Genomic DNA, 26,333 nt, shown 5'->3' with positions numbered 1-26,333 from the left:
GTCGCGGCAGGGTGCCGGGCCGTCCGTGCGAGCGCAAGTGCAGCAGGGCCGCGCTGAACGGCGGCTGGCTGCGCGCGCCGCGCGCCGGCGTGGGACAATGCGCGCCGCTTCGTTTTCCGCCTGCGTACCGTTTCGTGAAGTTCGAACTGCTCAAACAATCCGGTGGCGCCCGCCGTGGCCGCCTGACCTTCGCCCGTGGCGTCGTCGAGACGCCGATCTTCATGCCGGTCGGCACCTACGGCACCGTCAAGAGCGTGACGCCGGAGGAACTGCGCGAGGTCGGCAGCAGGATCATCCTCGGCAACACCTTCCACCTGATGCTGCGGCCGGGCGAGCAGTTGATCCAGCAGCGTTTCGGCAGCCTGCACGGCTTCATGCGCTGGGACGGGCCGATCCTGACCGATTCCGGCGGCTTCCAGGTCTGGTCGCTGTCCGGCCTGCGCAAGATCACCGAGGAAGGCGTGAAATTCGCGTCGCCGATCAACGGCGATCGCATCTTCCTGTCGCCGGAGCGCTCGATCGAGGTCCAGCACGGCCTCGGCTCGGACATCATCATGCAGTTCGACGAGTGCACGCCGTACCCGGCGACCGAGCCGCAGGCGCGCAAGTCGATGGAGCTGTCGGCGCGCTGGGCGGCGCGCTGCAAGGCGCGCCATCTCGAACTGGCGGCGATGCGCGCCGCGCTGCCGGTGCTGCAGCCGTTCGCGGCGCGCGATCCGGCGCTGCCCGGTCCGGGCGCGCTGTTCGGCATCGTGCAGGGCGGCATGCACGTCGAGCTGCGCCGCGAATCGCTGCAGCGGCTCGCCGCGATCGGCTTCGACGGTTACGCGGTCGGCGGTCTTTCGGTCGGCGAGCCGGAGGACGAGCGGCTCAAGGTGCTGGACGCGATCGGCGCCGAGCTGCCGGCCGACCGTCCGCATTACCTGATGGGCGTCGGCACGCCGCGCGACATCGTGCAGGGCGTGGCGCGCGGCATCGACATGTTCGATTGCGTGATGCCGACGCGCAACGCGCGCAACGGCCATCTGTTCACCAGCGAAGGCGTGGTGAAGATCCGCAACGCGCAGCATCGCGACGATCCGCGGCCGCTCGATCCGGCCTGCGACTGCTACACCTGCCGGAACTATTCGCGCGCGTATCTGCATCATCTCGACCGCTGCGACGAGATGCTCGGCCCGCGCCTCAACACCATCCACAACCTGCACTACTACCTGAAGCTGGTCGAGCGCATTCGCGCGGCGATCGATGAAGACCGCTACGCAGCCTTCGCCGCCGCTTTCCTCGCCTCGCCCGAGGGCGCGCCGGCCAAGTCGAAGCAGGCGGCGCCGGCCGGTACGGCCGACGCCGCAGCTTCGAGCTGAATACCAGGGCCTGTTGACGCGATGGGCGCTGGCCGGCCCTAGAGCAGCGCCGCGACTTCGCCGGCGGCGCGCTCGCCGGAGCGGATCGCGCCGTCGAAGTAGCCGTTCCAGACCTCGGCGGTTTCGGTGCCGGCCCAGTGCAGACGGCCGATCGGCGCGCGCAGCGCTTCGCCGTAGTCGAGCCAGACGCCCGGCGGGAAGTAGCCGGCGTAGCAGCCGCGCGACCATTCTTCGCCGGCCCAGCTCTGCTCGATGTATTCGAGCGGATGACGCGCGGCCTCGCCGAAGTAGCGCACGAAGCTGTCGATCACGCCCTGCATGCGCTGTTCGCGCGTCTGCCGCAGCGCGCGACGGCCGTCCTCGCCCTCGATGAAGCCCATCAGCACGCCGACGCTGGCGTCCGGCGGCGAGTTGTCGAAGGTCGTCTTGACCGGTCCGACGTCGCCGGTCGCCTGGCCGTTGAGGCCGGCGTCGCGCCAGAACGGCTTGGCGTAGACGCACTGCGCCTTGATCACGGTGCCCATCGGCACGCGCTGCGTGAGCTGGTCGCGCAGGCCGTCGAGGATCGGTGCGTAGCGGATGCGGCCGGCGAGCGTTGGCGGCATGGCGATGATCGCGCGCCGGGCCTGCACGGCGAAGCCGGCGCCGCGCACGCTGACGCCGTCGTCGTGCTGTTCGACGCGCTCGACCGGCGCGTTGAGCAGGATGCGCTGGGCGCCGAGCTGCTCGGCCATCGCCAGCGCGATGCGCTGCGAGCCGCCGACGATGCGCGAGTCCTGCGCGCCGCCCTCGGTGTTGACCAGCATGTCCAGCGAGCCGGCCGAATGGATGTAGAACAGCACGTGCAGCAGCGACAGGTCGCGCGGCTGCGCCGAGAACACGGCCTCGACGACGAGCTGCATCAGCGAACGGCCGGTGTCGGTGTAGAGGTTGTGGTCCATCCAGGTCTGGAAGGTCTGGCTGTCCCATTCGACGGCCTTGGCGGCCGTCCACGGCTTGTCGAGCGGCACCGACGCGGCCATGCGGTTGAGGCGCGTCATCGCGATCTGCGTGTCGATCGAGCCGAAGAACGCGCCGGGCGGGATGCGGCCGTCATACTCCGAGCGCGCGCCGTCGCGCACGTCGACCGATTTGCCTTGCGTCCAGCTCTTGAACGTCGACAGCTTCAGCTCCTTGATCATCGCCAGCACGCGGTCCTGGGTCGGGCCGACCCATTGGCCGCCGACCTCGACGACGGTGCCGGGGCTGGCGCCGCGCACGCTGACGGCGTGATTGAGGGTGCGGCCGCCGACGCGGTCGCGTGCCTCGACGACGAGCACCTCGCGGCCGGCGGCGCTCAGCTGGCGCGCGGCGGCGAGGCCGGCGAGGCCGGCGCCGACGATGACGACCTCGCAGTGACGCTCAGTGCCGGTGGCCGGCGGCGTGGTCGTGGCGGCGGGGGCGGTGGCGGGCGCGGCCTGAACGCCGCCGGACAGCATGCCGGCGCCGAGTGCGGCGGCGCCGCCGAGCAGGCGGCGGCGGGAAAGATCGGGATGATCCATGAGTGTTGCCGGTGGAGGTGAAAGAAAAAATCAGTGCACGAGATCCGCCCAGACAGCGGTTTCGAGATAGTCGTTTTCGAGCGCGTCGCCGCTGCCCGGGGCCAGTGCGGCAGCGGTCGCGGCGAGCTGCGCGCGCGGCGCGTCGTCGCTGACCCACGGCGCCAGTTGCACGAACTCGCGTTTGTCGCCCTGGAAGGCCAGATACCAGGCCACATCGGTGCCCGGCTCGAATTCGAGATTGCCGACGTAATGGCGCGGCGCGGCGCTGCCGCCGCGCTTGGTGATCGCCGTCTGGCCGTCGAACGGCAGGTCGAGCAGATTGCCGACCAGGTGCGCCGTGATGTTGTAGCGGAAGCCGACTTCCGGATCGGCGACCGTGCGCCAGGTCGAGGCCATCCACTCGAGCGGTTGCCAGCCGCCGGCCTGGTATGTAGCCCAGCGGCCCGGGTTGGCCTCGGCCTGCACGACGACATCGACGCCGAGCGTGTCCATGCACGGCATGTAGCTGACAGTGACGTCGGCGCAGGGCGCGAAGCCCGCGGGTGGCGCCGCGCCGAAGTCGTAGCCCCACTGGAATGCCGGCAGCGAGGTCGCGAAGCCGAGCCGGAAGCCGGCGAGCGGATAGCCGGCGGCGTTGGCGAGCGCCGCCGCGCCCGTGCTCGGGCCGGCGTCGAGGCCGAGCACGGTGGTCTCGATGTCGGTCAGCGGCACCTTCTCGTTGCGGAACAGCAGGTTCTTCTCGCCGCTCGGGGCGTTCGCGTCGACTTCGTCGGGGCCCCAGAGATAGGTGGTGTTGGTGACGCGCGCGTCGGTCGCGACATAGACCTCGTCGACTGCGCCGAGATCGGGATCCTTGAACAGCGCGAGGTCGAGCGGGTCACGCGAGGCCGCGTAACGCGCCTGATTGTTCGACGCGACGACGTAGACGCGATAGTCGCGGGCGATGTCGGAAAACGTTTGCGAGAACGCGCGCACGAAGGTGTCGGTCGCCGCCAGCAGCGCCTGCTTGCGCGCATCGACTCCGGGAAAGCGGGCGCGATAGGCGAGGATCTGCGGCAGGTAGCTGACGTTCAGCAGCGCCAGCGCGCCCAGCATGCCGAGCGGCAACGAGTCGCCGACCGGCGCACCGAGCGGCGAGCCGGCGAGCACCCGCACCGGCGCGCCACGCGTGCCGGTGGCCAGCGTCATCAGGCCGGCATCTTCGTTGAAGACGACGAGCATCGGCAGGCCGGCGCGCATTTGCGGCACGGCGTGCTCTTCCATCAGGCAGCGCATCTTGGTGCGGAACGCCGCGTAGTCGACGACGTGGCGGATCTCCTGCTTGTACTGCATGGCCACGACGCGCAGTGCCGCGCCGGAGGCGCCGTGGCCGCTCGCCGCCGCCCAGCGTGCGGGGCGCAAGGCGGCGCAGGTGTCGGCGCTCGGCCGCTCGATGTCCGGCGGCAGCAGCGCCTCGCCACCGGCCGGCGCCTCGCTCGATGAACAGCCGCCCAAGCCCATGCCGGCCAGCGCCATGACGCCGGCCCAGGCGATCCCCGATCGTCGCAGTCGCATCCCCGCTTTCCCCTTATTGCAGGCGTGTGGCTACTTTATGTCGTACGCGTACGCAAAATATGGGGTATGTGCCGCGGCGCCGTCAACGTGGCGCCGGAGCGGGTATGCAGGAGCGGCGAGCGCGGCTTCTATAATGGGTGCCGTCGTCATACGGCGACGCCCTCCACACCACGCCAAGCCCCGCATGCCCACGATGAAGCGTCCCGGCGGTCCGCGCTCCGCCGCGCCCGCCGCCACTCCGCGCACGCGCGGTCGGCCGCGCCGCGATCCCGAGCAGGAGCAGCGGGTCCGGACCGAGCTCGTCGCGGCGGCGCGGCGCCTGTTTGCCGACGAAGGATTCGAGGCGGTCAGCATGCGGCGCATCGCCGACGCCGCCGGCTGCGGCGCGATGACGCTGTACGGCTACTTCCGCAGCAAGAACGATCTGCTGCGCCACATCTGGGACGATTTCTTCGTCGAGATGTTCGCGCAGATCGCGCGCGTGACGAAGCGCGGCACGCCGCGCGAGCGCCTGCGCAAGGCCTGTCTGGCTTACATCGACTACTGGTGCGCGCACCCGGAACGCTATCGCATGGTGTTCCTCAATCAGGACCAGGGCGGTGTCGGCGAAGCGCTGTACGTCGACAGCTCCAACATCGTCGAGCGCTTCGGTGTGTTCAGCGAGCTGATCGCCGCGATGCAGGCGCAGGGCAGCGCCCGCGCCGGCGCGCCGCAGGCGCTCGGCGAAGCGCTGATCTGCGCGCTGCTCGGCATCACGCATGCGCTGCTGACGATTCCGGAGTATCCGTGGCAGTCGCGCGAGCGCTTGCTCGATGCCTGCCTGGGTATCGTCGATGCGCGCTGAGTCCGGATCCGGCGTTGCGCAGGTGCCCGCGCTCGGCGACGATCGTGGCCATCAGCAAGACCGGAGGCGGCGATGAAATGGCGTGATGCGCGGCGCAGCGACAATGTCGTCGGTGCAGGTGGCCGCGGCGGCCTGCGGCTCGGGATCGGCGGCATCGCCGTTGTCGTCGTGCTGGGTCTGCTGCTCGGCCGCAGCCCGCTCGAAATGCTCGGTCTCGTGACGCAGATCGAGCAGCAGGCGCCGGCCGGCGGCGGCGAGCAGGCGCTGCCGGACAACGAGACTACCGACTTCGTGCGAGCGATCCTCGGCGAGACCGAGGATGTCTGGAGTGCGATCTTCGAGAAGGCCGGCGGTCACTACGAGGCGCCGAAGCTGGTGCTGTTCGCCGGCAGCGTGCAGACGGCCTGCGGCGGCGCCAGCGCGGCGTCCGGTCCGTTCTATTGTCCGGGCGATCGGCGCGTCTATCTCGACACCAGTTTCTTCGATGACATGAAAGCGCGGCTCGGCGGCGGCGGCGATTTCGCGTACGCCTATGTGATTGCCCACGAGGTCGGCCATCACGTGCAGAACCTGACCGGCGTGTTTGCGCGCGCCGAGCGGGCTCGGCAGCAGGGTGCGGCGATGCAGGGCGCCGACGGTCTGTCGGTGCGACAGGAACTGCAGGCCGATTGCTACGCTGGGGTCTGGGCCAACCGCGCCCAGGCGCGGCACCAGTGGCTGGAAGCCGGCGACATCGAGGAAGCGCTGAATACCGCGTCGGCGATCGGCGACGACCGCCTGCAGCACGAAGCGCAGGGGACGATCGTGCCCGACGCGTTCACGCACGGGACCTCGGCGGAGCGCGTGCGCTGGTTCAAGACCGGCTTCGAGTCGGGCGAGGTCGCACGCTGCGATACGTTCTCGGCCGCGAGGCTTTAGCCAGAAGATTCATCGTCACGAAAAAAGCCGGCATCGCGCCGGCTTTTTCGTACCTGAACCGATCGGCGATTCAGAGCAACGCAGCGATATCGCCGTCGATCTTCTCCGGCGTGTCCATCGAGCCGTAGCGCTTCACGACCTTGCCGCTCTTGTCGACCAGGAACTTGGTGAAGTTCCATTTGATCGCCTCGGTGCCGAGCACGCCCGGCGCCGAACTCTTCAGGTGCTGGTACAGCGGATGGGCGTTGGCGCCGTTGACGTCGATCTTCGCGAACATCGGGAAGTCGACTTCATAGGTGAGCGAGCAGAAGTTCTTGATCTCGTTCTCGTCGCCGGGCTCCTGGTGGCCGAACTGGTCGCACGGGAAGCCGAGCACCGCGAAATCCTTGTCCTTGTACTTGCGCCACAGCGCTTCGAGCCCCTTGTACTGCGGGGTGAAACCGCACTTGCTCGCGACATTGACGATCAGCAGCACCTTGCCCTGATAGGCGTCGAGCTTTTGCGTCGCGCCGTCGATGGTCTTCGCTTCGAAATCGTAAACCGTCGTCATGATCGTCGCCCTCGGTATTTTGGCCTGGGTGATAAGGCGCCTTCATTCAGAAAGGCGCCTTATCAATACATTAAACCGCGAACTGGTCCCGCGATTTTCCGGCGGCCTCCGCCTCGGCCAGCCATTTCGGCGTGCGGCCGCGCCCCGTCCAGGACTCGCCCGTCGCCGGATTGCGATATTTTTCAGCAACTTTGCCGGTGCGACGCGCGCGCTTGGCGGGCTTGGTGTCCAGCTCGAGATCGGCGGCGCTGATTCCGTACTGGGCCATTTTGTCCTTGATCTCGGCAATGACCGTCGTGATTTCCTGGTGGCGCAGCTCTTCGGCCTGGCGGGTGAGCGATTCGATCTGCTTCAGGAGGTCGCTATAAGTGGGCGTCGACATTTTCGTATAGGGGTGGGTTGCGAATGGGCCATTATATTGGCGACGGTTGCTTTTTCCATATCCGCCAAAAGGGAAATCCTTTTATCGGATTTTATTCTTCATGGCCGGTGGTTAAAAGATAACCTGGCCTAGCGAGAAAATACCCAATAAAAAACCTCCCGGCTCCTGTCGGCGCCGGGAGGTTCTGGCGGACGCTTACAGGCTGGCGACGTCGAGCGCCATCGCCTCGGCCGCGCTCTCGCGCACATTGGCGAGCAGCGTCGGCACCTGCGACAGCAGGCGCGCGGCGAAGAACTGCGCGGTGACCCGCTTGGCGGCCGCGAAGGCGACGTCGCTGCCGGCCTCGGCGGCGCGCACCATGCGCAGCCAGTTCCAGCCGAGATAGGTCAGCGCGAACGCGCGCAGGAAGTCGACGCAGCCGAAGGCGGCATCGTCCGGCGTCAGCTTGTACGACTCCTGTACCCAGCGCGTCGTCGATTCCAGCTCGGCGACGGCCTTGGCGAGCGGCTGGGCGATGAAGTCCGGCGCCATCTCGAGGTCGGCGCGCACCGCCGCGAAGAAGCGCTTCGGCAGGCGGCCGCCGTGCAGCATCAGCTTGCGGCGTACCAGGTCCATCGCCTGGATGCCGTTGGTGCCTTCGTACAGGCAGAGGATCTTCGAGTCACGGACGATCTGCTCGATGCCGTGCTCGCGAATGAAACCGTGGCCGCCGTAGACCTGCACCGCCATCGACGCCAGCTCGACGGCCGAATCGGTGCAGAAAGCCTTGACCAGCGGCGTGTTCAGCTCGACCCAGTCCTGCGCTTCCTCGCGCGCGGCTGCGTCGGCAGCGTGGTGCGAGGCATCGACGTGCATCGCGGTTTCGTAGCAGAGCACGCGCGCGCCCTCGGTGATCGCCTTCATCTGCAGCAGCATGCGGCGCACGTCGGGGTGATGGGCGATGACGTCGCCGCCGTTGAAGGCCTTGCCCTGCTTGCGGTCGAGCGCGTAGCGGATCGCGTTCTGCGTCGCCAGCTCGCACTGGCCGAGGCCCTGGTAGCCGACCATGATGCGGGCCAGGTTCATCATCACGAACATGTTCTGGATGCCCGTGTTCGGCGCGCCGATCATCCAGCCTTTGGCGTTCTCGAACGACATCGTGCAGGTGCACGAGCCGTGGATGCCCATCTTGTGCTCGATCGACACGCACTTGACCGGGTTGCGCGCGCCGAGCGAGCCGTCGGCGTTGACGAGAAACTTCGGCACGACGAAGGTCGACAGGCCTTTAATGCCGGCCGGCGAATCGGGCAGGCGGGCGAGGACGAAGTGGACGATGTTGTCCACCATGCCGTGCTCGCCGGAGGTGATGAAGATCTTGCTGCCTTCGAGCAGGAACGAGCCGTCGGCCTGCGGATAGGCCTTGGTCTTGACGGCGGCGAGGTCCGAGCCGGCCTGCGGCTCGGTCATGCACATCGTGCCCGACCATTCGCCGGTCGCCAGCTTCGGCAGGTAGGTATTCTTCTGCTCGTCGGTGCCATTGGCGGCGATCGCTTCGAAGCAGCCCTGCGTCAGGCCCGGGTACAGGGCGAAGGCCACGTTCGCCGAGCACAGCAGCTCCTCGATGACCTTACCGAGCGTGTACGGCAGGCCGGCGCCACCGTATTCCTGCTTCTGCATGATGCCGATCCAGCCGGCCTCGGCGTAGGCCTTCCAGAATTCCGGGAAACCGTCCGGAATCTTCACGGTGTGGTCGCCGTTGTAGACGCAACCCTGCGCATCGGACTTCGGATTGAGCGGTGCGAGCTCGTTCTCGATCAGCTTGGCGGCTTCTTCGACGAGGCCGGTGAGGGTTTCCGGCGTGGCGTCCTCGTAGCCCGGCAGTTCGGCCAGACGGCTGACGCCGAGGACCTGATTCAGAACGAAGTTGATTTCCTTGAGGGGCGCCTTGTAGCTCGCCATGCGCGAATTCCTGCGGTTGCGTGGGATTTGGGGGCGCCAAGGCTAGCACAGGGGACGCGCGCTTAGGCCTACCCGAGCGGATGGTTGACGGTGGCGCAACGGTCATGCCGCGGCCTGCGGCCGCGTGCACCGGGCCGCCGGGAAGCGTCACGTTCGCGCCGGGGGCTTCGGGTAAACTTCCGGGCTTCCGCCGAACGCCAAGCCCGATCCGCCCGCCGTACCATGAAAGTCCTTCTGACCGGTGCCGCCGGCTTCGTCGGCATGTACTGCGCCAAGGCGCTGCTCGAGCGCGGCGACGAGGTTGTCGGCTTCGACAACGTCAACGACTATTACGACCCGGCGCTCAAGCAGGCGCGTCTGGCGCAGCTGCACGGGTTTCCCCGGTTCCGCTTCGTGCTGGCCGATCTGGCCGACAAGGCGGCGCTGCTCAAGGTCTTCGAGACCGAGCGGCCGGACATGGTCCTGCATCTGGCCGCCCAGGCCGGCGTGCGTTACTCGCTGAAAAACCCGCAGGCCTACGTCGACAGCAACCTGACCGGCTTCGTCAACCTGCTCGAGGCTTGTCGCGCGCATCCGGTACGGCATCTGCTGTTCGCCTCGTCGAGTTCGGTGTACGGCGCCAACACTAAGGTACCGTTCGCGGTCACCGACCACACGGATCATCCGGTCAGCCTGTACGCGGCGACCAAGAAGGCCAACGAAGCGCTGGCGCATTCGTACAGCCATCTGTTCGGCATTCCGGCCACGGGCCTGCGCTTTTTCACGGTCTACGGGCCGTGGGGGCGCCCGGACATGGCGTACTTCTCGTTCACGAAGGCGCTGTTCGAGGGGCGTCCGATCGAGGTGTTCAACCATGGCGACATGGAACGCGACTTCACCTACATCGACGATATCGTCACCGGCGTGGTGCGGCTGCTGGATCGGGTGCCGCAGGGCGATCCGGCATGGACCGGTGATCCGCCGATCGCCGGCCGCAGCCGCGCGCCATACCGCCTCTACAACATCGGCAATCACTCGCCGGTGCGCCTGATGCATTTCATCGAAGTGCTCGAACGGCTGACCGGCCGCGTTGCCGAGAAGCAGTTCAAGCCGATGGCGCCGGGCGACGTGTACCGTACTTATGCGGATGTGACTGATCTCAGTCACGACGTCGGCTTCGAGCCTTCGACCTCGATCGAAAAGGGCCTGGCCGAATTCGTGGCATGGTATCGGACGTATTACCGGGTTTGACCGCGCCGCGTCCCCAAGCACTCTTCCTCACCTCTTTCGGATCAAAAAAAGCAATGAATGTCACTGTTTTCGGGTCGGGATACGTTGGGCTTGTCACGGCGGCTTGCCTGGCGGACGTGGGTAACCACGTCGTCTGCGTGGACGTGGATCCGGAGAAGATCGCGACGCTGAAGGCGGGACATTGCCCGTTCTACGAGCCGGGCATCGACGCTCTGTTGGTCCGCAACGCCAAGGCCGGGCGCCTCGGTTTCACGACCGATGCGGCCGAGGGCGTTGCCCACGGCGAGATCATCTTCATTGCCGTCGGCACACCGCCGCAGGAAGACGGTTCGGCCGACCTGCAGTACGTACTGGCGGTGGCGCGGACCATCGGCGAGTACATGGATGGCTACCGCGTGGTCTGCACCAAGTCGACGGTGCCGGTCGGCACCTCCGCCAAGGTGCGCGAGGCGCTCAAGGCCAGGCTCGCCGAGCGCGGTGCGGAGCTGCCGTTCGACGTGGTCTCGAACCCGGAGTTCCTCAAAGAGGGCGCTGCGGTCGAGGACTTCATGCGACCGGACCGCATCATTGTCGGTACCGACAGCGCCCGCGCGCTGGAGCGCATGCGGGCGCTGTACGCGCCGTTCAACCGCAACCACGACCGCGTGATGGCGATGGACGTGCCTTCGGCCGAGCTGACCAAGTACGCGGCCAACGCGATGCTGGCGACGCGCATCAGCTTCATGAACGAGCTCGCCTTGCTGGCCGAGAAGGTCGGCGCCGATATCGAAAGCGTGCGTCGCGGCATCGGCTCCGATCCGCGCATCGGCTTCCACTTCCTCTACGCCGGTGCCGGCTATGGCGGCTCCTGCTTTCCCAAGGACGTCAAGGCGCTGATCCGCACCGGCCAGGAAGAGGGGCAGACGCTGCAGGTGCTCAAGGCCGTCGAGGCCGCCAACGATGCGCAGAAACATGTGCTGTTCGAACGCATCGAGCGCTACCTCGGCAGTGTTCAGGGCAAGACCATTGCCGTCTGGGGGCTGGCCTTCAAGCCGAACACCGACGACATGCGCGAGGCGCCGAGCCGGGTTCTGATCGAGGCGATCTGGGCGGCGGGCGGCAAGGTCCGCGCCTATGACCCGGTTGCCATGGAAAACACCCGCAAGATCTATGGCGAGCGCGCCGATTTTGCGCTGGTCCATTCGCCGGAGGAGGCCTGCGAGGGCGCCGACGTGCTGGCGATCGTCACCGAGTGGGCGATGTTCCGCAGCCCGGATTTCGGTGCGCTCAAGCGCCTGCTGCGCCAGCCGGCGATCTTCGACGGCCGCAATCTCTACGATCCGGCCGTGCCGGCGGCGGCCGGCTTCCACTACCAGTCCATCGGCCGGCGGACGATTGCTGCCGGCTGAGGCCTTTCCTTCCCGGCGATCCGCCGGCACATGCGGCATAATCCCGCGCTCTTTCGCAGCGCAACTGGAGTTTTTCGTGTTGGATTTCCTGATCAGCCCCGCATTCGCGCAGCAGGCCGGCGCCGCTTCCCCGCAGAGCCTGCTCGGCGCCTTCTGGCCGCTGCTGGTGATGATTCCGCTGTTCTACTTCCTGCTGATCCGCCCGCAGAGCAAGCGCAACAAGGAACTGCGTGACATGCTCGCGAAGATCGCCAAGGGTGACGAAGTGGTGACGACCGGCGGTCTGGCCGGTAAGGTCGTCGGCCTCGGCGAGACCTTCCTGACGATCGAGATCGCCGACAACGTGCAGGCCAAGATCCAGAAGTCCGCCGTGACCGGCGTCCTGCCGAAGGGCACGCTCAAGGCCCAGTAAGCGCCGCGGCGCTTCACGAAGGCTCCGCCCGGGATCTTCCGCGCAGGCTCGACAACCGAACGACGATGAAACCCTACTCGACCTGGAAATACGTGCTGCTGATCGCGGCGCTGCTGTTCGGCCTGATCTACGCGGCGCCGAATTTCTACGGTGACGATCCGTCCGTGCAGATCTCGCTGGAGAGCGGCGACGCGCTGCCCGCCGATTTCGGCGACCGGGTTGCGGCCGCGCTCCAGGATGCCGGGCTGGCGCCCAGCGCCAGCGGCGTGGAGAACGGGCAGTGGGTCGTGCGCTTCGACGCCGCCGACCGTCAGCTGAAGGCCGCCGACCTGCTCAAGGAAAAGCTCGGCCGTGACTATGTGGTCGCGCTGAACCTGGCGTCGAAGACGCCGGCCTGGCTGCGGGCGATCGGCGCCAGGCCGATGAATCTGGGCCTCGACCTGCGCGGCGGCGTGCACTTCCTGCTGGAGGTGGACATCGACGAGGTTCGCAAGAAGGCCGTCGAGCGCATCGTCACCGAAGTGCCGGCCTTGCTGCGCAAGGAAGACATCCGCTACACCGGCCGGCGGCAGACCGATAGTGCGGCGGTGCTGGAGTTTGCTGACAGCGAGCGACTCGAGGCGGCGCGCCGCGCGATCGCCAAGAACTTCGCCGAGTACCAGCTGACGACGGCGCCCGACGCGCCGCTGGCGCTGCAGATTTCGCTGTCCGACAAGGAAGCCAAGCGCATCGTCGATTTCGCGGTCCAGCAGAACCTGACGACGCTGCGCAATCGCGTCAACCAGCTCGGCGTCGCCGAGCCGTTGGTGCAACGGCAGGGGACCAACCGCATCGTCGTGCAGCTGCCGGGCGTGCAGGACACCACCCGCGTCAAGGATCTGCTTGGCGCGACGGCGACGCTGGAATACCGCGCGGTCGCCGACCAGGACGCCGCGACCGCCGCGGCGACCGGCGCGATTCCCGCCGGCACCGAGCTGTTCTACACGCGCGGCGACCACCGTCCGTACCTGCTCAAGCGCGAGGTCATCGCCGGCGGCGACAATCTGGTCGACGCGGCCTCGACCGTCGACGAGAACGGCGGGCCGGCGGTCAGCGTCACGCTCGACGCGACCGGCGCCAAGAACATGTTCTCGTTCACCGAGAAGAACGTCGGCAAGCCGATGGCCGTGTTGTTCAAGGAACGCGAGGTCATCACCAACTACAACGCCAAGGGTGAGCCGATCCGCGAACATCGCGAGGTCGAGGAGATCATCTCCGTCGCTAGCATCCGCGGTGTGTTCGGCAAGCGTTTCCAGACCACGGGCCTGTCGAGCAAGGAAGCGCATAACCTGGCGCTGCTGCTGAAGGCGGGTGCGCTGGCGGCGCCGGTCGACATCGTCGAGGAGCGCACCGTCGGTCCGAGCCTCGGTGCCGACAACATCCGCAAGGGCTTCACCGCCGCGGCGCTGGGCCTGACGCTGGTCGCGATCTTCATGGTGCTGTACTACCGCGTGTTCGGCCTGTTCGCGGTCGGCGCGCTGTTGCTCAATCTCGTCCTGCTGGTCGCCGTGCTGTCGCTGCTGCAGGCGACGCTGACGATGCCCGGCATCGCCGGCGTGGTCCTGCACATGGGCATTGCGGTGGACGCCAACGTGCTGATCTACGAGCGCATTCGAGAGGAGCTCCGCAACGGCGCGAAGCCGCACCATGCCATCGAGGCGGGCTACGAGCGAGCGTTCCTGACGATCGCGGACGCCAACGTCACCGTGCTCATCGGCACCGTCGTGCTGTTCGCGCTCGGCGCTGGCCCGGTCAAGGGCTTCGCGATCACGCTGGCGATCGGCATCCTGACCTCGCAGTTCACCGCGATCGTCGGTTCCCGCGCGCTCGCGCAGCTGTGCTTCGCCAAACGTCCTCTCAGGGACGTTCCGATCTGGTAAGCGAAATTCCCTGGCCGATGTCCCGGTGGACATCGGCCATCCCGCTCAGGGCGCATTGCAATGCGTGGGCGGTTCGATCAAGTGAGAAGGTCGCGCCAGGGTTGGCGACACTGAGGCCAAATTCATGAAATTCTTTGCCCGCGTTCCCAAAATCAACTTCATGGCCCAGCGCAAGGTGGGCCTGGTGGTGTCGTCGATCCTGACGGTCGCTGCCATCCTGCTGGTCGTCTTCCGTGGTCTGAACTTCGGCATCGACTTCACCGGCGGCGTGCTGGTGGAGGTCTCGTACCCGAAGAGCGTCGAACTCGACAAAGTCCGCCATGACCTGGCCGAAGCGGGGTACGAACGCGCCATCGTGCAGTACTTTGGTGCCTCGTCGGCGGTTCTGATCCGGCTGCCGCCCGCCAGCAGCGAGAACTCGTCGCAGGTGAGCACGCATGTGCTCGAGGCGCTGCACGCCAAGGACAACGACATCACCCTGCGTCGCATCGAGTTCGTCGGCCCGCAGATCGGCGAGGAGCTGTTCAGTGCGGGTGGCCTGGCGCTGCTGTTCGCGTTCATGGGCATCGCCGCTTACATCATGTTCCGCTTCGAGTGGAAGTTCTCGGTCGGCGCGATCGCGGCTCTGGTTCACGATGCGGTGATGGTGCTCGGCTTCCTGTCGATCTTCCAGGTCGAGTTCGATATCACGACGCTGGCAGCCATCCTGGCGCTGATCGGCTACTCCAATAACGAAACCATCGTCATCTTCGACCGCATTCGCGAGAATCTGATCTCCGAGCGCCGTAGCGGCATCCTCGATGTCGTCAATCTCTCGGTGAACCAGACGATCCTGCGCTCGGTCATCACGCACTTGACCACGCTGCTCGTGCTCACCGCCCTGCTGGTCCTGGGCGGCTCGACGGTTCACAGCTTCTCCGTCGCGCTGATCGTTGGCGTCATCGTCGCGACCTACTCTTCGATCTACGTCTCCACCAACCTCGCCGTCGCCCTCGGCGTCTCGCGCGAAGACCTGCTTCCCCCGAAGGACAAGGAAGTCGACGAGATGCCTTGAGCTTTCGTCGCGGGCTGCCTCGCGGAGCGCTCTTCGAGCTTCGTTCACGCTGCGTGCATCTAACGAGCGCTTTAATACGTAAGCGGCAGTATCGGGCGCGCACGAAAGTCCCCCAGTTCAGGGGCTTGTTCGGGTGAGCGAGGTATCACACTTTGTGCGAGATGCCTGTGGCATGCTTAATGCTGCTTTGCACCATGACGAATTGAGGGTAGAGTGAAAGCTCCGATTTGGTGCGAGTAACTTTTCGGGGGCTGGCCCGCGGGTCATGCCTATAGGGATAAATAGTTCGTTCCGGGTCCGACTCTGGGCCCTGGCGAGGGGTCTCATGGAAGGTGGTCCAGCGACCGGCCCGCTGCAAACGCGCGAGCTGGAGATTGACGGGCAGTTTCATTCTGAAGCGCCTAGTTTCCAGCGTCGTCGCGTACTTGTGGCCAAGGTGGAGGCGTTTCCCCGCCCTGCCAGCGACGAGCAAGTATTACAGGAACAGCGTCGCTTCTATCCGCGGTCAGGCAAGCGCCTGTTCGACGTAGCCTTTTCGACCTGTTTCCTTGTACTCATCGCGATTTGGTTATTCCCGTTGATCGGCATTGCCGTGCGACTCAATTCTCCTGGCCCGATTTTCTTCCGGCAGAAGCGCGTCGGTCTTAACGGCAAGATATTCACCTGTTTCAAGTTCCGGACCATGACGCACGATCCGGCGCGTGGATTTGTTCAGGCGCAGAAGCAGGATTCACGCATTACTCGGGTAGGCGCGTTTCTTCGGCGTACCAATCTCGACGAAGTTCCGCAATTCATCAACGTCTTGATTGGAGACATGTCGGTGATCGGACCTCGGCCGCACGTACCGGAACTTGATGCAGTTTTCAAGGACGTAGTGCCGGGATATGCTTTGCGTAATATGGTGAAGCCTGGCGTATCGGGGCTTGCACAGATTTCAGGTTGTCGGGGAGAGACGCGCAGCGCTCGTGAAATGACGCATCGCGTTCGCTTTGATCTTTTCTATTGTCGGAATGTTAGCCTGACAATGGATATGAAGCTCATTGGCTTGACCATCCTCAGTGCGCTCCGAGGTGATGAGAAAGCGTACTAGAGAAACTCCCCGGCGCTGCGAATTGAGTGTGGGTTGGGGATCTCTGCACAAAGCTGTTGGCCTCTGTTTCATGGCGTGTGCGGAGTTGTAGAAAATCTATCTTACGGAGATCCTATGCAGCTGCTCCTGAGGTGCGCGGCTTTCACTAGCGCTTGTCTGTTCGGATTATTGGTTTCTGGTTGCGCCGGAATGTCGGCGCCGTATGATTCGGGCTCGCTTGAGCGCAAGAAGGCGCCTGAAGTTCTGACCTTGACGCCCGAGTTGCTGCTAGACATGAAGGTTCAAGCGGGTGCAACGAGCCCGCAGCCGCCACCACCCACGGCTGATCGTTCAGCCTATCGCTATCGTATCCAGCCGAACGATATTCTGACGATTTCAGTCCCGTCGGTGGTCGTTTTTAACTCGCCGGGCGACTCGCGAATTGTCAACGGCAATGCAAATGATAATTTTACAGTATACGACGATGGCACCGTCTATTTGCCATTTGGCGGATATGTGCCTGTCGCGGGCGCCACTCCGGCCGAGGCTCAGTCGCGCGTCATTAGGGCATTGTCTACCTACCTGAAAACGGGGCAGGTTGTAGTGGCGGTGGCTGCATTTCGTAGCCAGCGCGTGATGGTGACAGGGCAGGTGCAGAAGCCGGGCTACCAAGCCATTACTGACGTGCCGCTGACGCTGATAGCAGCAATTTCTGCTTCGGGGGGGATCCTTCAACTGCGAGGCCAGCAGGATCCGCGCGCGATCACGACTTCAACACAAACCCAGACAACCGTCGCTGAGTACCCAGATTTGCGGCATGTGCTGCTGAAGCGTGGTAACACAGAATATGTCGTCGATGTGGAAAGAATGCTGAAGACCGGAGATGTACGGGAGGACTTCGTACTCCAAGACGGCGACGTCGTAATCGTTCCTCCTTTGAAGCATGACGTGCTCTTCGTGCTGGGCGAAGTTGTTCGCCCAGCATTGGTAGAAGTAACCAGCGGCGACGCAAATCTAGCTAAGGTCCTCGTTGCGGCTGGCGGTGTCAATCAACTGACAGCAAACGCTCGCCGCATCTATGTTATTCGTGGCGATTTCGAGGATCCAAAAATCTATCAGCTCGATTCCCGACATCCAGATGCGCTGCTGCTGGCGCAGAAATTTGAGTTGCAGGCGAATGACGTTGTCTATGTAGCGGAGGCGCCGATCGGTCGCTGGAACCGTGCGTTATCACAGATTCTGCCGACACTTCAAGGCCTGCTCAGCACAGCCGTGATTGTCAACACGGTTGATAATCTTGGGGGTAACTAATTAATGGTACCGTCGTCGGCATTAGCTCGGCGCTATAAGCCAGCGGGAAGCGGACACTCCGAAAGATGCGCATCTTGATTCATGCCGGGAATTTTTTTCCTGAGAAGACCGGGATCGGAAAATACACTGGTGAGATGGCCGCATGGTTTGCCGCGCGTGGGCACGAAGTGCAGGTAATCACTGGATTTCCGTACTACCCAGAATGGAAGCTTGCATCCGGCTATCGACAGGGCTATCGACGTGAAATTTGGCGCGATGTCAGCATTTTCCGCGTGCCTCACTACATCCCCAAAGATGGCCATGTTACGTCGTTGCGTCGTGTTCTCGTCGACTTCAGCATCTTTGCGGCGAGCGCCCTTCCATGGCTGGGAGTGCTTTTCGGCCGCAAGCGGCCGGACGTGATCATCGCAGTTTGTCCCCCGCTCTTTTCTGGCATTTGGCCTATGATCGTCAAAGGTCTGCGTCAGGTGCCTTGGATTTATCACATCCAAGACTTTCAGGTGGATGCTGCACTGGGACTGGGGATGCTCAACGGCGGGGTGCTTGGCAAACTGCTGCTGAGGATTGAGAAGGGCCTGCTTCGATCAGCTACGCGGGTCTCTTCAATTACGCCCGCCATGTGTCGTCGTGCCGTCTCCAAGGGGGCGGCTGAGTCTTGCGTCATTGAACTGGCCAACTGGAGTGATGTCCGTGGCATTAAACCCAGTCCACGCGACAGCGCGTTTCGTCGTGACTTGGGAATCGGACCCGAGCAGACACTCGTCATGTATGCCGGGGCAATGGGACGCAAGCAGGGGCTTTCGCTGGTGCTGGATGCGGCTGCGCAGCTGATTGAGGACAGCCGCTTCCAATTTGTCATGGTCGGTTCGGGTTCCGACGCCGACGAGCTGGGGCATCAGGCGCGACAACGCGGGCTAATGAATGTGCATTTCTTGCCGTTGCAGCCGTTAGATCGACTTAATGAAATGCTTGCTTCTGCTGATGTTCACTTGGTCATCCAGCGTGCCCACGCAGCGGATCTTGTGATGCCGTCGAAACTGACCAACATCCTCGCCGCGGGTAGGCCGGCTGTCGCTACGGCTGAGCCGGGAACTGCGTTGTTTGAGGCGGTTCATGATGCTCAAACGGGCTTGGTTATTCCTCCGGAAGATAGAGATTCATTGATAGCGGCTCTAAAAAAGCTAGCAGATGATCCTGTCTTGCATCAGAGCCTTGCGGCGAACGCTCGCCTGTATGCGGAAGCCCATTTGGACCAAGACGCAATACTTGGCCGTTTTGAGAGAGAGCTATTCCAGCTGAAACGGGGAGTCGCCGCAGCGATTCCTACAACGGCATCAGCCGTGGGATTGCAGGGAAACAACAAAGGCTCTGCTGGGCCATAACGACTGCTTTTTACCGTGAACGATCAGAATCAAGTCTCAGGCTCTTCCAGCCCGCAAGCATTGGCGCCTATGCGCCAGTTGGATGAAGAAGAAATTAACCTCCGTGAACTGCTCGATATAGTCTGGAGTGGCAAATGGGTTGTTGTTGGAATCACGCTGGCTATTACTTTTTTTAGTGTTATTTACGCGCTGACGGTTCAGCCGGTCTATCAGGCTGGCGGCCTTGTTCAGGTTGAAAAGGAAAAGGGAGCCTTGAGCTCATCGGTAGATCAGCTTTCCACATTGATTGGAGCTCCACCGACGGATGCGCCGGCCGAGATTGCGATAATCAAAAGCAATATGGTGCTGGGCTCGGTAATCGACAATCTTCAACTCTACATCAGTGTCGAGCCTAACTATTTTCCGGTGATTGGCAAGGCAATTGCGCGTCGTCGTGCAGATCTCCCAGTGCCCGCCCAAGCGCCGCTAGGTCTGAAGCGTTTTGCTTGGGGGGGCGAGCGTATACGTATTACGGCGCTCGAACTCCCCGAAAGCTGGTACGACCTTGGGTTTACTTTGATTGCCGGGGTGAATGGCGATTACGTTCTGCGTGACGCCGATGATGTACCTGTGCTGACCGGAAAAGTTGGGGCTCGTTCGGCGGTCAACACTCCCGACGGACCGGCAGCAATCTTTGTACAGGAGCTCACTGCACGACCTGGCACCCGCTTCACAGTTACGCGTGTCGCGCTGCAGACGCTGCTAGCCGATCTTAATAATCGTCTGACGGTAACTGAGCAGCCGCGAGACTCTGGCATGCTGAGCTTGAAGTTCGAGGATAATGATCGCCGTTTTTCTGCGCGCTTCATCAATGCCGTCGAAGACGCATATCTAAGTCAGAATGTCGAGCGACGCTCGGCGCAGGCAGCTCAGTCTCTGGAGTTTCTGAAGAAGCAGTTGCCGGATTTGCGCGACAAGGTTGATTCGGCGCAGGCCAAACTCAACACTTACAAGCTCAAGAAGGGCTCTGTAGACGTCCAACAGGAAACGCAGATCGTCCTGCAGCGATCTGTTGAGCTCGAGACGCAGCGGCTGGACTTGATGCAGAAGCGCGATGCAGCTTTGTTGAGATACACGCCGCAGCATCCTGTGGTGACGTCGTTTAATCAGCAAATTGTCGGTGTCGAGCGTGAGCAGGAGGCGCTGAAGAAGAAGGTCGAGACGCTGCCGGAGACTCAGCAGGAAGTTCTGAGTTTGATGCGCGATCTCGATGTAAATACGCAGCTCTACACCTCTTTGCTTAATTCTGCACAGGAATTGCAGGTAACAAAGGCCGGTACCGTGGGCAATGTGCGAATTGTCGACCGTGGCCTAATCCCACTACTGCCCGCCAAGCCCAAAAAAAGGCTCGTGGCAGCGCTCGGCATAATGGTTGGATTGTTCGTCGGGGTGATGACAGTCTTTGTGATGCGCGCTCTGCTGCGCGGAGTCGACCGGCCGGAGGATTTGGAGCGTGTGCTGGGTTTGCCGACGTACGCCTCCATTCCGTATTCGCCGGTGCAGCAGAAGCTGATGCGAAGAATGAGGCACGCAAGTGCAAGTGCAAGTGCGGACAGCAAAATTCTCGCCGCGTTAGATGGCACCGAGCTTGCGATTGAGGCGCTGCGTAGCCTGCGTACGTCGCTGCACTTCGCCATGCTCGAAGCGCCAAATAACATCATCATGCTTACTGGGCCGGTTGCCGGCCTCGGAAAGAGCTTTGTCTCGATCAACCTTGGCGCGGTGCTGGCATTGTCGGGCAAGCGCACTGTCGTGCTCGACGCTGATCTGCGACGCGGTCATTTGTATAAGTACATCAATACCGAGCAGAAGCCGGGCATTAGTGAGTACATCGCGGGCACGAGCGAAAAGGCGGCGATTATTCGACAAACCGCAGTCAAGAATCTCGATTTCATTCCCGGCGGTACTCGGCCACCGAATCCTGCCGAAATTCTTATGCATGACCGCTTTGCGGAATTGCTGCGCGACCTATCTGCTCGGTACGACTATGTCCTTGTTGATACGCCGCCAGTGCTGCCGGTAACAGACGCCGCCATCATTGGGCGCCTTGCCGGCACCACGATGTTGGTACTCAAGTCAGCCGAGCATCCGATGCGTGCCATTGAAGAGACGGCGCGGCGCTTGCGGCAGGCTGGAGTCAAGGTGCGCGGTGCTATCTTCAACCAGGTTGGCGCACGTGTCGGCAGCTATGGCTACGGCAGCTATGGCTACGCATATGGCTATTCCAGCTATGGCTATAAGGGGGGAGGCAAAAGCACCTAACTCGGAGTCGTCGTGCCGATTTGCGCAGCGCGGCAGATGGCAAAGAAAATGAGGCGCGAGTTTCCTATGCCCCATGTGGATTTTCAGATCGGCTCGGAACTGCGCCGCATCGAAGTGGATTCCAGCCGTAGCCTACTCGACGAGGCAGTGAGCGCTGGCCTGCCTGTTAATTACTCATGTCGTCGCGGAGACTGCGGACAATGCGTGGCTGCTTTAGCGGCTGGGGAGGTAAATGCCGTTAATCCCTCTCAGTCTTTGCATTCAGATCAGGGTATTTATCTATGTAATGCTGCTGCATGCTCGGACCTCGTCGTTTCGCTCCCGCATTTTCCTGAGCTTGCCAATGTTCGGCAGTTTCGTAGTCCAGCAAAGATTCATGCTCTGAGTTTTCTAAGTGATGATGTCGTTGAACTGACGCTGCGCATGCCGCCAGCTATGAATCCGAGATTCCTTCCCGGTCAGTTCGTGCGCCTCACTAACAAGGAACGCGTTACCCGGAGCTATTCGCTTGCCGCGGCTCCAGCCGAGGACAAGCTGCTGCGCGTACATGTCCGCCGCGTCAACCACGGCGCTTTCAGCGACTATCTATTCGGAACAGCGAAGCCAGGCGACCTGTTGCATCTGGACGGCCCGTATGGGCACTTCTTTTTGCGTGACAACGACCGAGCTTCCCGAACGATCTTTTTGGCGACTGGCACCGGAATCGCTCCGATTCTGGCGATTCTCGAAGCGCTGTCGCCAGAAAAACGAGCTGCATTGGGCGACATTGCTCTGTACTGGGGAAATCGCCATGAGCGGGATGAATACCTTCGCTCCAGAGTAAAAGTGCTGTCCTCGCGCATCGGGCTTCGATATCGGGCGGTGCATTCTCGCGAAGTGCTGGCTTCGCCGCGGCACGTGCAGGATCTTTTGACGCAGGACTATGACGATCTTTCCGATGGCTTGGTACTGGCCTGTGGAAATCCAGCGATGATCGAGCAGGCTCGTAAGGTTTGTTTGAATCTGACCCTGCCGGCTGATCGTTTTAGAAGCGACCCGTTCACGTCCTCGTAATTGGACGTAATGCTAACCCAGGGGAATTGATGAAAGCGGTAATCTTGGCTGGTGGGTTGGGCACTCGCTTGAGCGAGGAAACCAGCGTTCGCCCGAAACCGATGGTCGAGGTCGGCGGCAAGCCGATCCTATGGCACATCATGAAGATCTATTCGGCTTATGGCATACATGATTTCGTGATTTGTCTGGGCTACAAGGGCTATGTGGTGAAGGAGTATTTTGCAAACTACTACCTTCACATGTCCGATGTCACGTTCGACATGTCTCACAACCGCATGCACGTGCATAACAACAATGCAGAGCCGTGGCGTGTGACTTTGGTCGACACAGGCGATTCCACGATGACCGGCGGGCGACTGAAGCGCGTGCGTCAGTACGTGGCCGATGAACCGGCCTTTTGCCTCACGTACGGAGATGGCGTGGGAAACATCGATATTGGCAAGACGCTGGGCTTTCACAAAGCGCACGGCAAGCTGGCGACGATGACGGCCACGCAGCCGCCCGGTCGTTTTGGCGCTCTGGGCATGGAAGGCGATGCGGTCCATTCCTTCCAGGAGAAGCCAAGTGGCGACGGGGGCTGGATCAATGGTGGCTTCTTCGTGCTCTCGCCCAAAGTGATTGACCTTATTGAAGACGACAGCACGATCTGGGAGCGCAAGCCGCTGGAAGCCCTGGCCGCCCAAGGACAACTGCATGCTTACAAGCATGAGGGCTTTTGGCAGCCTATGGATACCTTGCGTGACAAGCAGCATTTGGAAGAACTCTGGCAGTCCGGAAAAGCGCCATGGAAGCTTTGGTAGACGCAGACTTCTGGCGCGGAAAGCGCGTTTTTGTAACGGGGCACACCGGTTTCAAAGGTAGCTGGCTGTCGCTTTGGCTGCACAAGCTCGGCGCTTCGGTAGTTGGCTATTCTTTGCCGCCGCCGACAAATCCGAGCCTGTTTGAAGCCGCAGGAGTAGAGCGGCTAGTAGACACGACGTTCGGTGACATCCGCGAGCGGGAAACCCTCGTAGCAGTCATGCGCAAAGCCGAGCCGGATATCGTCTTTCACATGGCGGCTCAGCCGTTGGTGCGCCTGTCCTATCAGGATCCGGTCGGTACCTATGCGACCAATGTGATGGGCACCGTGCACGTACTGGAAGCGCTCCGCGCAAGTCCGAGCGTGCGCGCGGCCGTTATCATCAGTAGCGACAAGTGCTACGAGAACAAGGAATGGGATTGGGGCTATCGCGAGAATGAGCCCATGGGCGGGTATGACCCTTACAGCAACAGTAAAGGTTGCACAGAGCTCGTGGTGTCTGCATATCGATCCTCTTTCTTCAATGCTGAAAAGTTCGACAAGCACCGTCTGGCGCTAGCCAGCGCCCGCGCCGGCAATGTCATTGGCGGCGGTGATTGGGCGGGTGATCGGTTGGTCCCCGACTTTATTCGGGCGATCGTGGCAGGAGAGGAACTCCGCATCCGTTCGCCGCATGCGATTCGTCCTTGGCAGCACGTGCTGGAGCCGCTCTCCGGCTATCTGGTTTTGGCTCAGAAACTCTTTGCGGATGGTTCACGCTACGCGCAGGGCTGGAACTTCGGCCCCAACGATCAAGACGCCAAGCCTGTGGAGTGGTTGGTGGAGCGATTGGTCCAGCTTTGGGGTGACGGCGCACGTTGGCGCCTCGATGACCAGGTGCATCCGCATGAGGCCAACTACCTCAAGCTGGATATCTCCAAGGTGCGAGGAAAGCTTGGCTGGGAGCCGCGCTGGAGCCTCAGTGATGCGCTAGCGAACGTGGTCGAGTGGTATCGCGCGCATGTAGCGGGAGCTGACATGCGGCAGATTTCCTTGCAGCAGATTTCGGCGTATGAGGCGCGCTGATTTTTTGCGTGACCTGGATGGATCGGCCTAGATCCCGCCGGGAATACGTCGCGTCATTACTTTTTTGTCCGCTGTTCATGCGGAGAAGGCCTTAGCAGGCCTATTGAGACTTAACAGGACTGAAGATCGTGGACCGTCAACAAGAACTCCGCTCGCAAATTGCAGTGCTGGTGGCTGAATATGCGGAGCTGGCGCATGCGCCAAAGCCGTTTGTGCCGGGGCAGACCGTGCTGCCGCCTTCCGGCAAAGTTATCGGCGCCAAGGAGTTACAGAACATGGTTGAGGCCAGCCTGGATGGCTGGCTGACTACGGGGCGCTTCAACGCGGCGTTTGAAGAACGACTAGCCAAGTTCATCGGCGTCAAGTATCTGATCACCGTCAACTCGGGTTCCTCGGCAAACCTCGTTGCTTTTTCCACGCTGACGTCGCCTAAGCTGGGTGACCGTGCGATCAAGCAAGGCGATGAAGTGATCGGTGTGGCTGCCGGTTTTCCAACCACGGTGAATCCGATCATCCAGTTCGGCGCCGTGCCGGTCTTCGTCGACGTGGATCTGCACACGCACAACATCGACGCCAGCCGGATCGAGGCGGCCATCACGCCTAAAACCAAGGCGATCATGCTGGCGCATACGCTGGGCAATCCTTTCAATCTGGAAGTGGTCACCGCGCTGTGCAAGAAGTACAACTTGTGGCTGGTAGAAGACTGCTGCGACGCACTGGGCGCTACGTACAACGGGCAGAACGTCGGTACCTTTGGCGATATCGGAACGGTGAGTTTTTACCCTGCACACCACATCACCATGGGCGAGGGCGGCGCCGTATTCACCAATAACGCGGACCTCAAGCTGATTGCGGAGTCGTTCCGGGATTGGGGGCGTGACTGCTACTGTGCGCCGGGCAAAGACAATACCTGCAACAAGCGCTTTTGCTGGAAGCTGGGGGATCTGCCGGAAGGCTACGATCACAAGTACACCTACTCGCATCTTGGCTATAACCTCAAGATCAGCGACATGCAGGCGGCCTGCGCGCTGGCGCAAATGAATCGGGTGGAGGACTTCATCCGCATCCGCCGGCGCAACTTCAGCTACCTGAAGGAACGGCTGAAGAGCTGCGAAGAGCAGCTGATGCTGCCGGAAGCCACTCCGAACTCCGATCCTTCCTGGTTCGGCTTCCCCATCACCGTGCGCCCGGAATCGGGCGTAAGCCGACTGGACCTGACGCAGTATCTCGACCAGAACAAAGTGGGCACACGCCTTCTGTTCGCGGGCAACCTGATCCGCCAGCCTTACATGAAAGGCCGCAACTACCGTGTGGTTGGTGATCTGACCAACACGGACATCACCATGAACCATACCTTCTGGGTCGGTGTTTTCCCTGCGCTGGATGAAGCGCGCCTGGATTACATTGCCACGCAGATCGAGCAGTTCCTCGGCATCGGGTTCTAGCGATGAGCAGTAAGCCGGACTTTGATCCCAAGACGCTGCGCCGCCATGTGTTGCACATGGCGCACAGTGGCAATTCCGTGCACATTGGCTGCGCTTTCTCGCTGATAGAGATTGTGTCGGTTCTCTACGGCAGCGTTATGCGCTATGACATCACCGGTCCGGAAATGCCGGACAGGGATTACTTGATTCTCTCCAAGGGCCACGGCGTGATGGCGGTTTATGCCGCCTACCGCGAACTCGGCTGGCTGGAGCAGGAAGATCTGGACCGCTACTTCTCCGACGGCTCCAAGTTGCATGGCCTCTGCGAGGCGAGCGTACCGGGCCTTGAAATTTGCTCAGGCACCTTGGGACATGGCCTGCCGATCGCCGTGGGGATTGCATACGGCCTGAAGCGTCAGGGCAGCGATCGCGTCGTGTACTGCATCGTGGGCGACGGCGAAATGAACGAGGGGCCGATGTGGGAGGCCATGCTCTTTGCCTCCCACCACCAGTTGGACAACCTCGTGGTGATTGTGGATGCCAACGGTTTGCAGGCCATGGGGACCACAGGCGAGATCATCAATCTGGAGCCCTTTGCGCAGAAGTTCGAGAGTTTTGGCTTCAGTGCTATCGATTGCAGCGGCCACGACATGGAGCTACTGCAAACGGCGCTGCGCCCCACGCCTGGAAAGCCGCACGCCGTCATTGCGCGCACCGTGAAGGGCTACGGCGTTTCATTCATGGAAAACAAGATTGAGTGGCACTACCTGCGACTTAATCCGCAGCTCATGGAAAGTGCCATGGCCGAGTTGGAAACCCCGGAGTCACGCTCATGAGA

22 protein-coding genes are annotated in these 26,333 nt (G+C 62.5%); 17 read left to right on the top strand and 5 right to left on the bottom strand.

Features of this window, described 5'->3' with window-relative positions; translation table 11 throughout:
• The first annotated feature begins 134 nt into the window (after positions 1-134).
• The gene (gene tgt, locus K343_RS0110335; RefSeq protein ID WP_028008012.1) at positions 135-1,361 is read left to right on the top strand and encodes a tRNA guanosine(34) transglycosylase Tgt; all 1,227 of its coding nucleotides are present in this window, start codon (positions 135-137) and stop codon (positions 1,359-1,361) included.
• Positions 1,362-1,399: 38 nt separating this feature from the next.
• Here the strand turns inward: tgt and K343_RS0110330 are convergent, their stop codons facing one another.
• Positions 1,400-2,902: a flavin monoamine oxidase family protein gene (locus tag K343_RS0110330; protein ID WP_028008011.1), complete on the bottom strand. Its 1,503-nt coding sequence runs from the start codon at positions 2,900-2,902 to the stop codon at positions 1,400-1,402.
• A gap of 30 nt (positions 2,903-2,932) precedes the next feature.
• Positions 2,933-4,456 carry a hypothetical protein gene (locus tag K343_RS0110325; RefSeq protein WP_161628880.1) on the bottom strand — a complete coding sequence of 508 codons (1,524 nt, stop codon included), beginning with the start codon at positions 4,454-4,456 and terminating at the stop codon, positions 2,933-2,935.
• 184 nt (positions 4,457-4,640) lie between these two features.
• Here K343_RS0110325 and K343_RS24770 point away from each other — a divergent pair, with 184 nt between their 5' ends.
• On the top strand, positions 4,641-5,300 hold the full coding sequence (locus K343_RS24770; protein WP_161628879.1) for a TetR/AcrR family transcriptional regulator: 660 nt from the start codon (positions 4,641-4,643) through the stop codon (positions 5,298-5,300).
• A 72-nt stretch (positions 5,301-5,372) separates the two neighbouring features.
• Positions 5,373-6,218, top strand: a complete 846-nt coding sequence (ypfJ, locus tag K343_RS0110315; protein WP_028008009.1) for a KPN_02809 family neutral zinc metallopeptidase — start codon at positions 5,373-5,375, stop codon at positions 6,216-6,218.
• Between the two features lie 70 nt (positions 6,219-6,288).
• Here the strand turns inward: ypfJ and K343_RS0110310 are convergent, their stop codons facing one another.
• The 3 genes from K343_RS0110310 to K343_RS21655 all read right to left on the bottom strand — a co-directional run bounded on the left by K343_RS0110310 (position 6,289) and on the right by K343_RS21655 (position 9,088).
• Positions 6,289-6,768 (bottom strand): glutathione peroxidase, encoded by a 480-nt coding sequence (locus K343_RS0110310; protein ID WP_028008008.1) that lies wholly within the window; start codon positions 6,766-6,768, stop codon positions 6,289-6,291.
• Positions 6,769-6,838: 70 nt separating this feature from the next.
• The gene (locus tag K343_RS0110305; protein WP_028008007.1) at positions 6,839-7,150 is read right to left on the bottom strand and encodes an H-NS histone family protein; all 312 of its coding nucleotides are present in this window, start codon (positions 7,148-7,150) and stop codon (positions 6,839-6,841) included.
• A 195-nt stretch (positions 7,151-7,345) separates the two neighbouring features.
• Positions 7,346-9,088: an acyl-CoA dehydrogenase family protein gene (locus K343_RS21655; protein ID WP_043112470.1), complete on the bottom strand. Its 1,743-nt coding sequence runs from the start codon at positions 9,086-9,088 to the stop codon at positions 7,346-7,348.
• Between the two features lie 222 nt (positions 9,089-9,310).
• Between K343_RS21655 and K343_RS0110295 the strand changes: the two genes are divergently transcribed.
• From K343_RS0110295 to K343_RS0110230, 14 genes are all read left to right on the top strand, one after another.
• Positions 9,311-10,318: an NAD-dependent epimerase gene (locus K343_RS0110295; RefSeq protein ID WP_028008006.1), complete on the top strand. Its 1,008-nt coding sequence runs from the start codon at positions 9,311-9,313 to the stop codon at positions 10,316-10,318.
• Positions 10,319-10,371: 53 nt separating this feature from the next.
• Positions 10,372-11,706: a UDP-glucose dehydrogenase family protein gene (locus K343_RS0110290; RefSeq protein WP_028008005.1), complete on the top strand. Its 1,335-nt coding sequence runs from the start codon at positions 10,372-10,374 to the stop codon at positions 11,704-11,706.
• Between the two features lie 79 nt (positions 11,707-11,785).
• Positions 11,786-12,118: a preprotein translocase subunit YajC gene (gene yajC, locus K343_RS0110285; RefSeq protein WP_028008004.1), complete on the top strand. Its 333-nt coding sequence runs from the start codon at positions 11,786-11,788 to the stop codon at positions 12,116-12,118.
• Between the two features lie 65 nt (positions 12,119-12,183).
• On the top strand, positions 12,184-14,037 hold the full coding sequence (gene secD, locus K343_RS0110280) for a protein translocase subunit SecD (RefSeq protein WP_028008003.1): 1,854 nt from the start codon (positions 12,184-12,186) through the stop codon (positions 14,035-14,037).
• A 124-nt stretch (positions 14,038-14,161) separates the two neighbouring features.
• Complete coding sequence (gene secF / locus K343_RS0110275; protein ID WP_028008002.1) at positions 14,162-15,091, top strand: protein translocase subunit SecF; 930 nt, start codon at positions 14,162-14,164, stop codon at positions 15,089-15,091.
• A gap of 325 nt (positions 15,092-15,416) precedes the next feature.
• A complete protein-coding gene (locus tag K343_RS24010; protein ID WP_161628878.1) occupies positions 15,417-16,181 on the top strand; it encodes a sugar transferase in 765 nt (254 codons plus the stop codon).
• Between the two features lie 114 nt (positions 16,182-16,295).
• Positions 16,296-17,471 carry a polysaccharide biosynthesis/export family protein gene (locus K343_RS24005; protein WP_084615818.1) on the top strand — a complete coding sequence of 392 codons (1,176 nt, stop codon included), beginning with the start codon at positions 16,296-16,298 and terminating at the stop codon, positions 17,469-17,471.
• A gap of 65 nt (positions 17,472-17,536) precedes the next feature.
• Positions 17,537-18,853, top strand: a complete 1,317-nt coding sequence (locus K343_RS24000; RefSeq protein ID WP_084615817.1) for a WcaI family glycosyltransferase — start codon at positions 17,537-17,539, stop codon at positions 18,851-18,853.
• A gap of 15 nt (positions 18,854-18,868) precedes the next feature.
• The gene (locus tag K343_RS0110260; protein WP_161628877.1) at positions 18,869-21,154 is read left to right on the top strand and encodes a polysaccharide biosynthesis tyrosine autokinase; all 2,286 of its coding nucleotides are present in this window, start codon (positions 18,869-18,871) and stop codon (positions 21,152-21,154) included.
• A gap of 36 nt (positions 21,155-21,190) precedes the next feature.
• Positions 21,191-22,207 (top strand): FAD-binding oxidoreductase, encoded by a 1,017-nt coding sequence (locus K343_RS23995; protein ID WP_084615816.1) that lies wholly within the window; start codon positions 21,191-21,193, stop codon positions 22,205-22,207.
• A 29-nt stretch (positions 22,208-22,236) separates the two neighbouring features.
• Positions 22,237-23,007, top strand: coding sequence for a glucose-1-phosphate cytidylyltransferase (gene rfbF / locus K343_RS0110245; RefSeq protein ID WP_028008000.1), 771 nt, complete (start codon positions 22,237-22,239; stop codon positions 23,005-23,007).
• Entirely contained in the window at positions 22,992-24,071 is a 1,080-nt protein-coding gene (gene rfbG, locus K343_RS0110240) for a CDP-glucose 4,6-dehydratase (RefSeq protein WP_028007999.1), read from the top strand. Before rfbF ends, rfbG begins: the two co-directional genes overlap by 16 nt.
• 128 nt (positions 24,072-24,199) lie before the next feature.
• Positions 24,200-25,516, top strand: coding sequence for a lipopolysaccharide biosynthesis protein RfbH (gene rfbH, locus K343_RS0110235; protein WP_028007998.1), 1,317 nt, complete (start codon positions 24,200-24,202; stop codon positions 25,514-25,516).
• 2 nt (positions 25,517-25,518) lie between these two features.
• The gene (locus K343_RS0110230) at positions 25,519-26,331 is read left to right on the top strand and encodes a transketolase (protein ID WP_028007997.1); all 813 of its coding nucleotides are present in this window, start codon (positions 25,519-25,521) and stop codon (positions 26,329-26,331) included.
• Positions 26,332-26,333 lie beyond the last annotated feature (2 nt).

The organism is Solimonas flava DSM 18980 (assembly GCF_000426685.1).
Lineage (GTDB): Bacteria > Pseudomonadota > Gammaproteobacteria > Nevskiales > Nevskiaceae > Solimonas > Solimonas flava.
The sequence above is the reverse complement of the archived record's forward strand: the minus strand, read 5'-3'. Positions and strand labels throughout refer to the sequence as shown.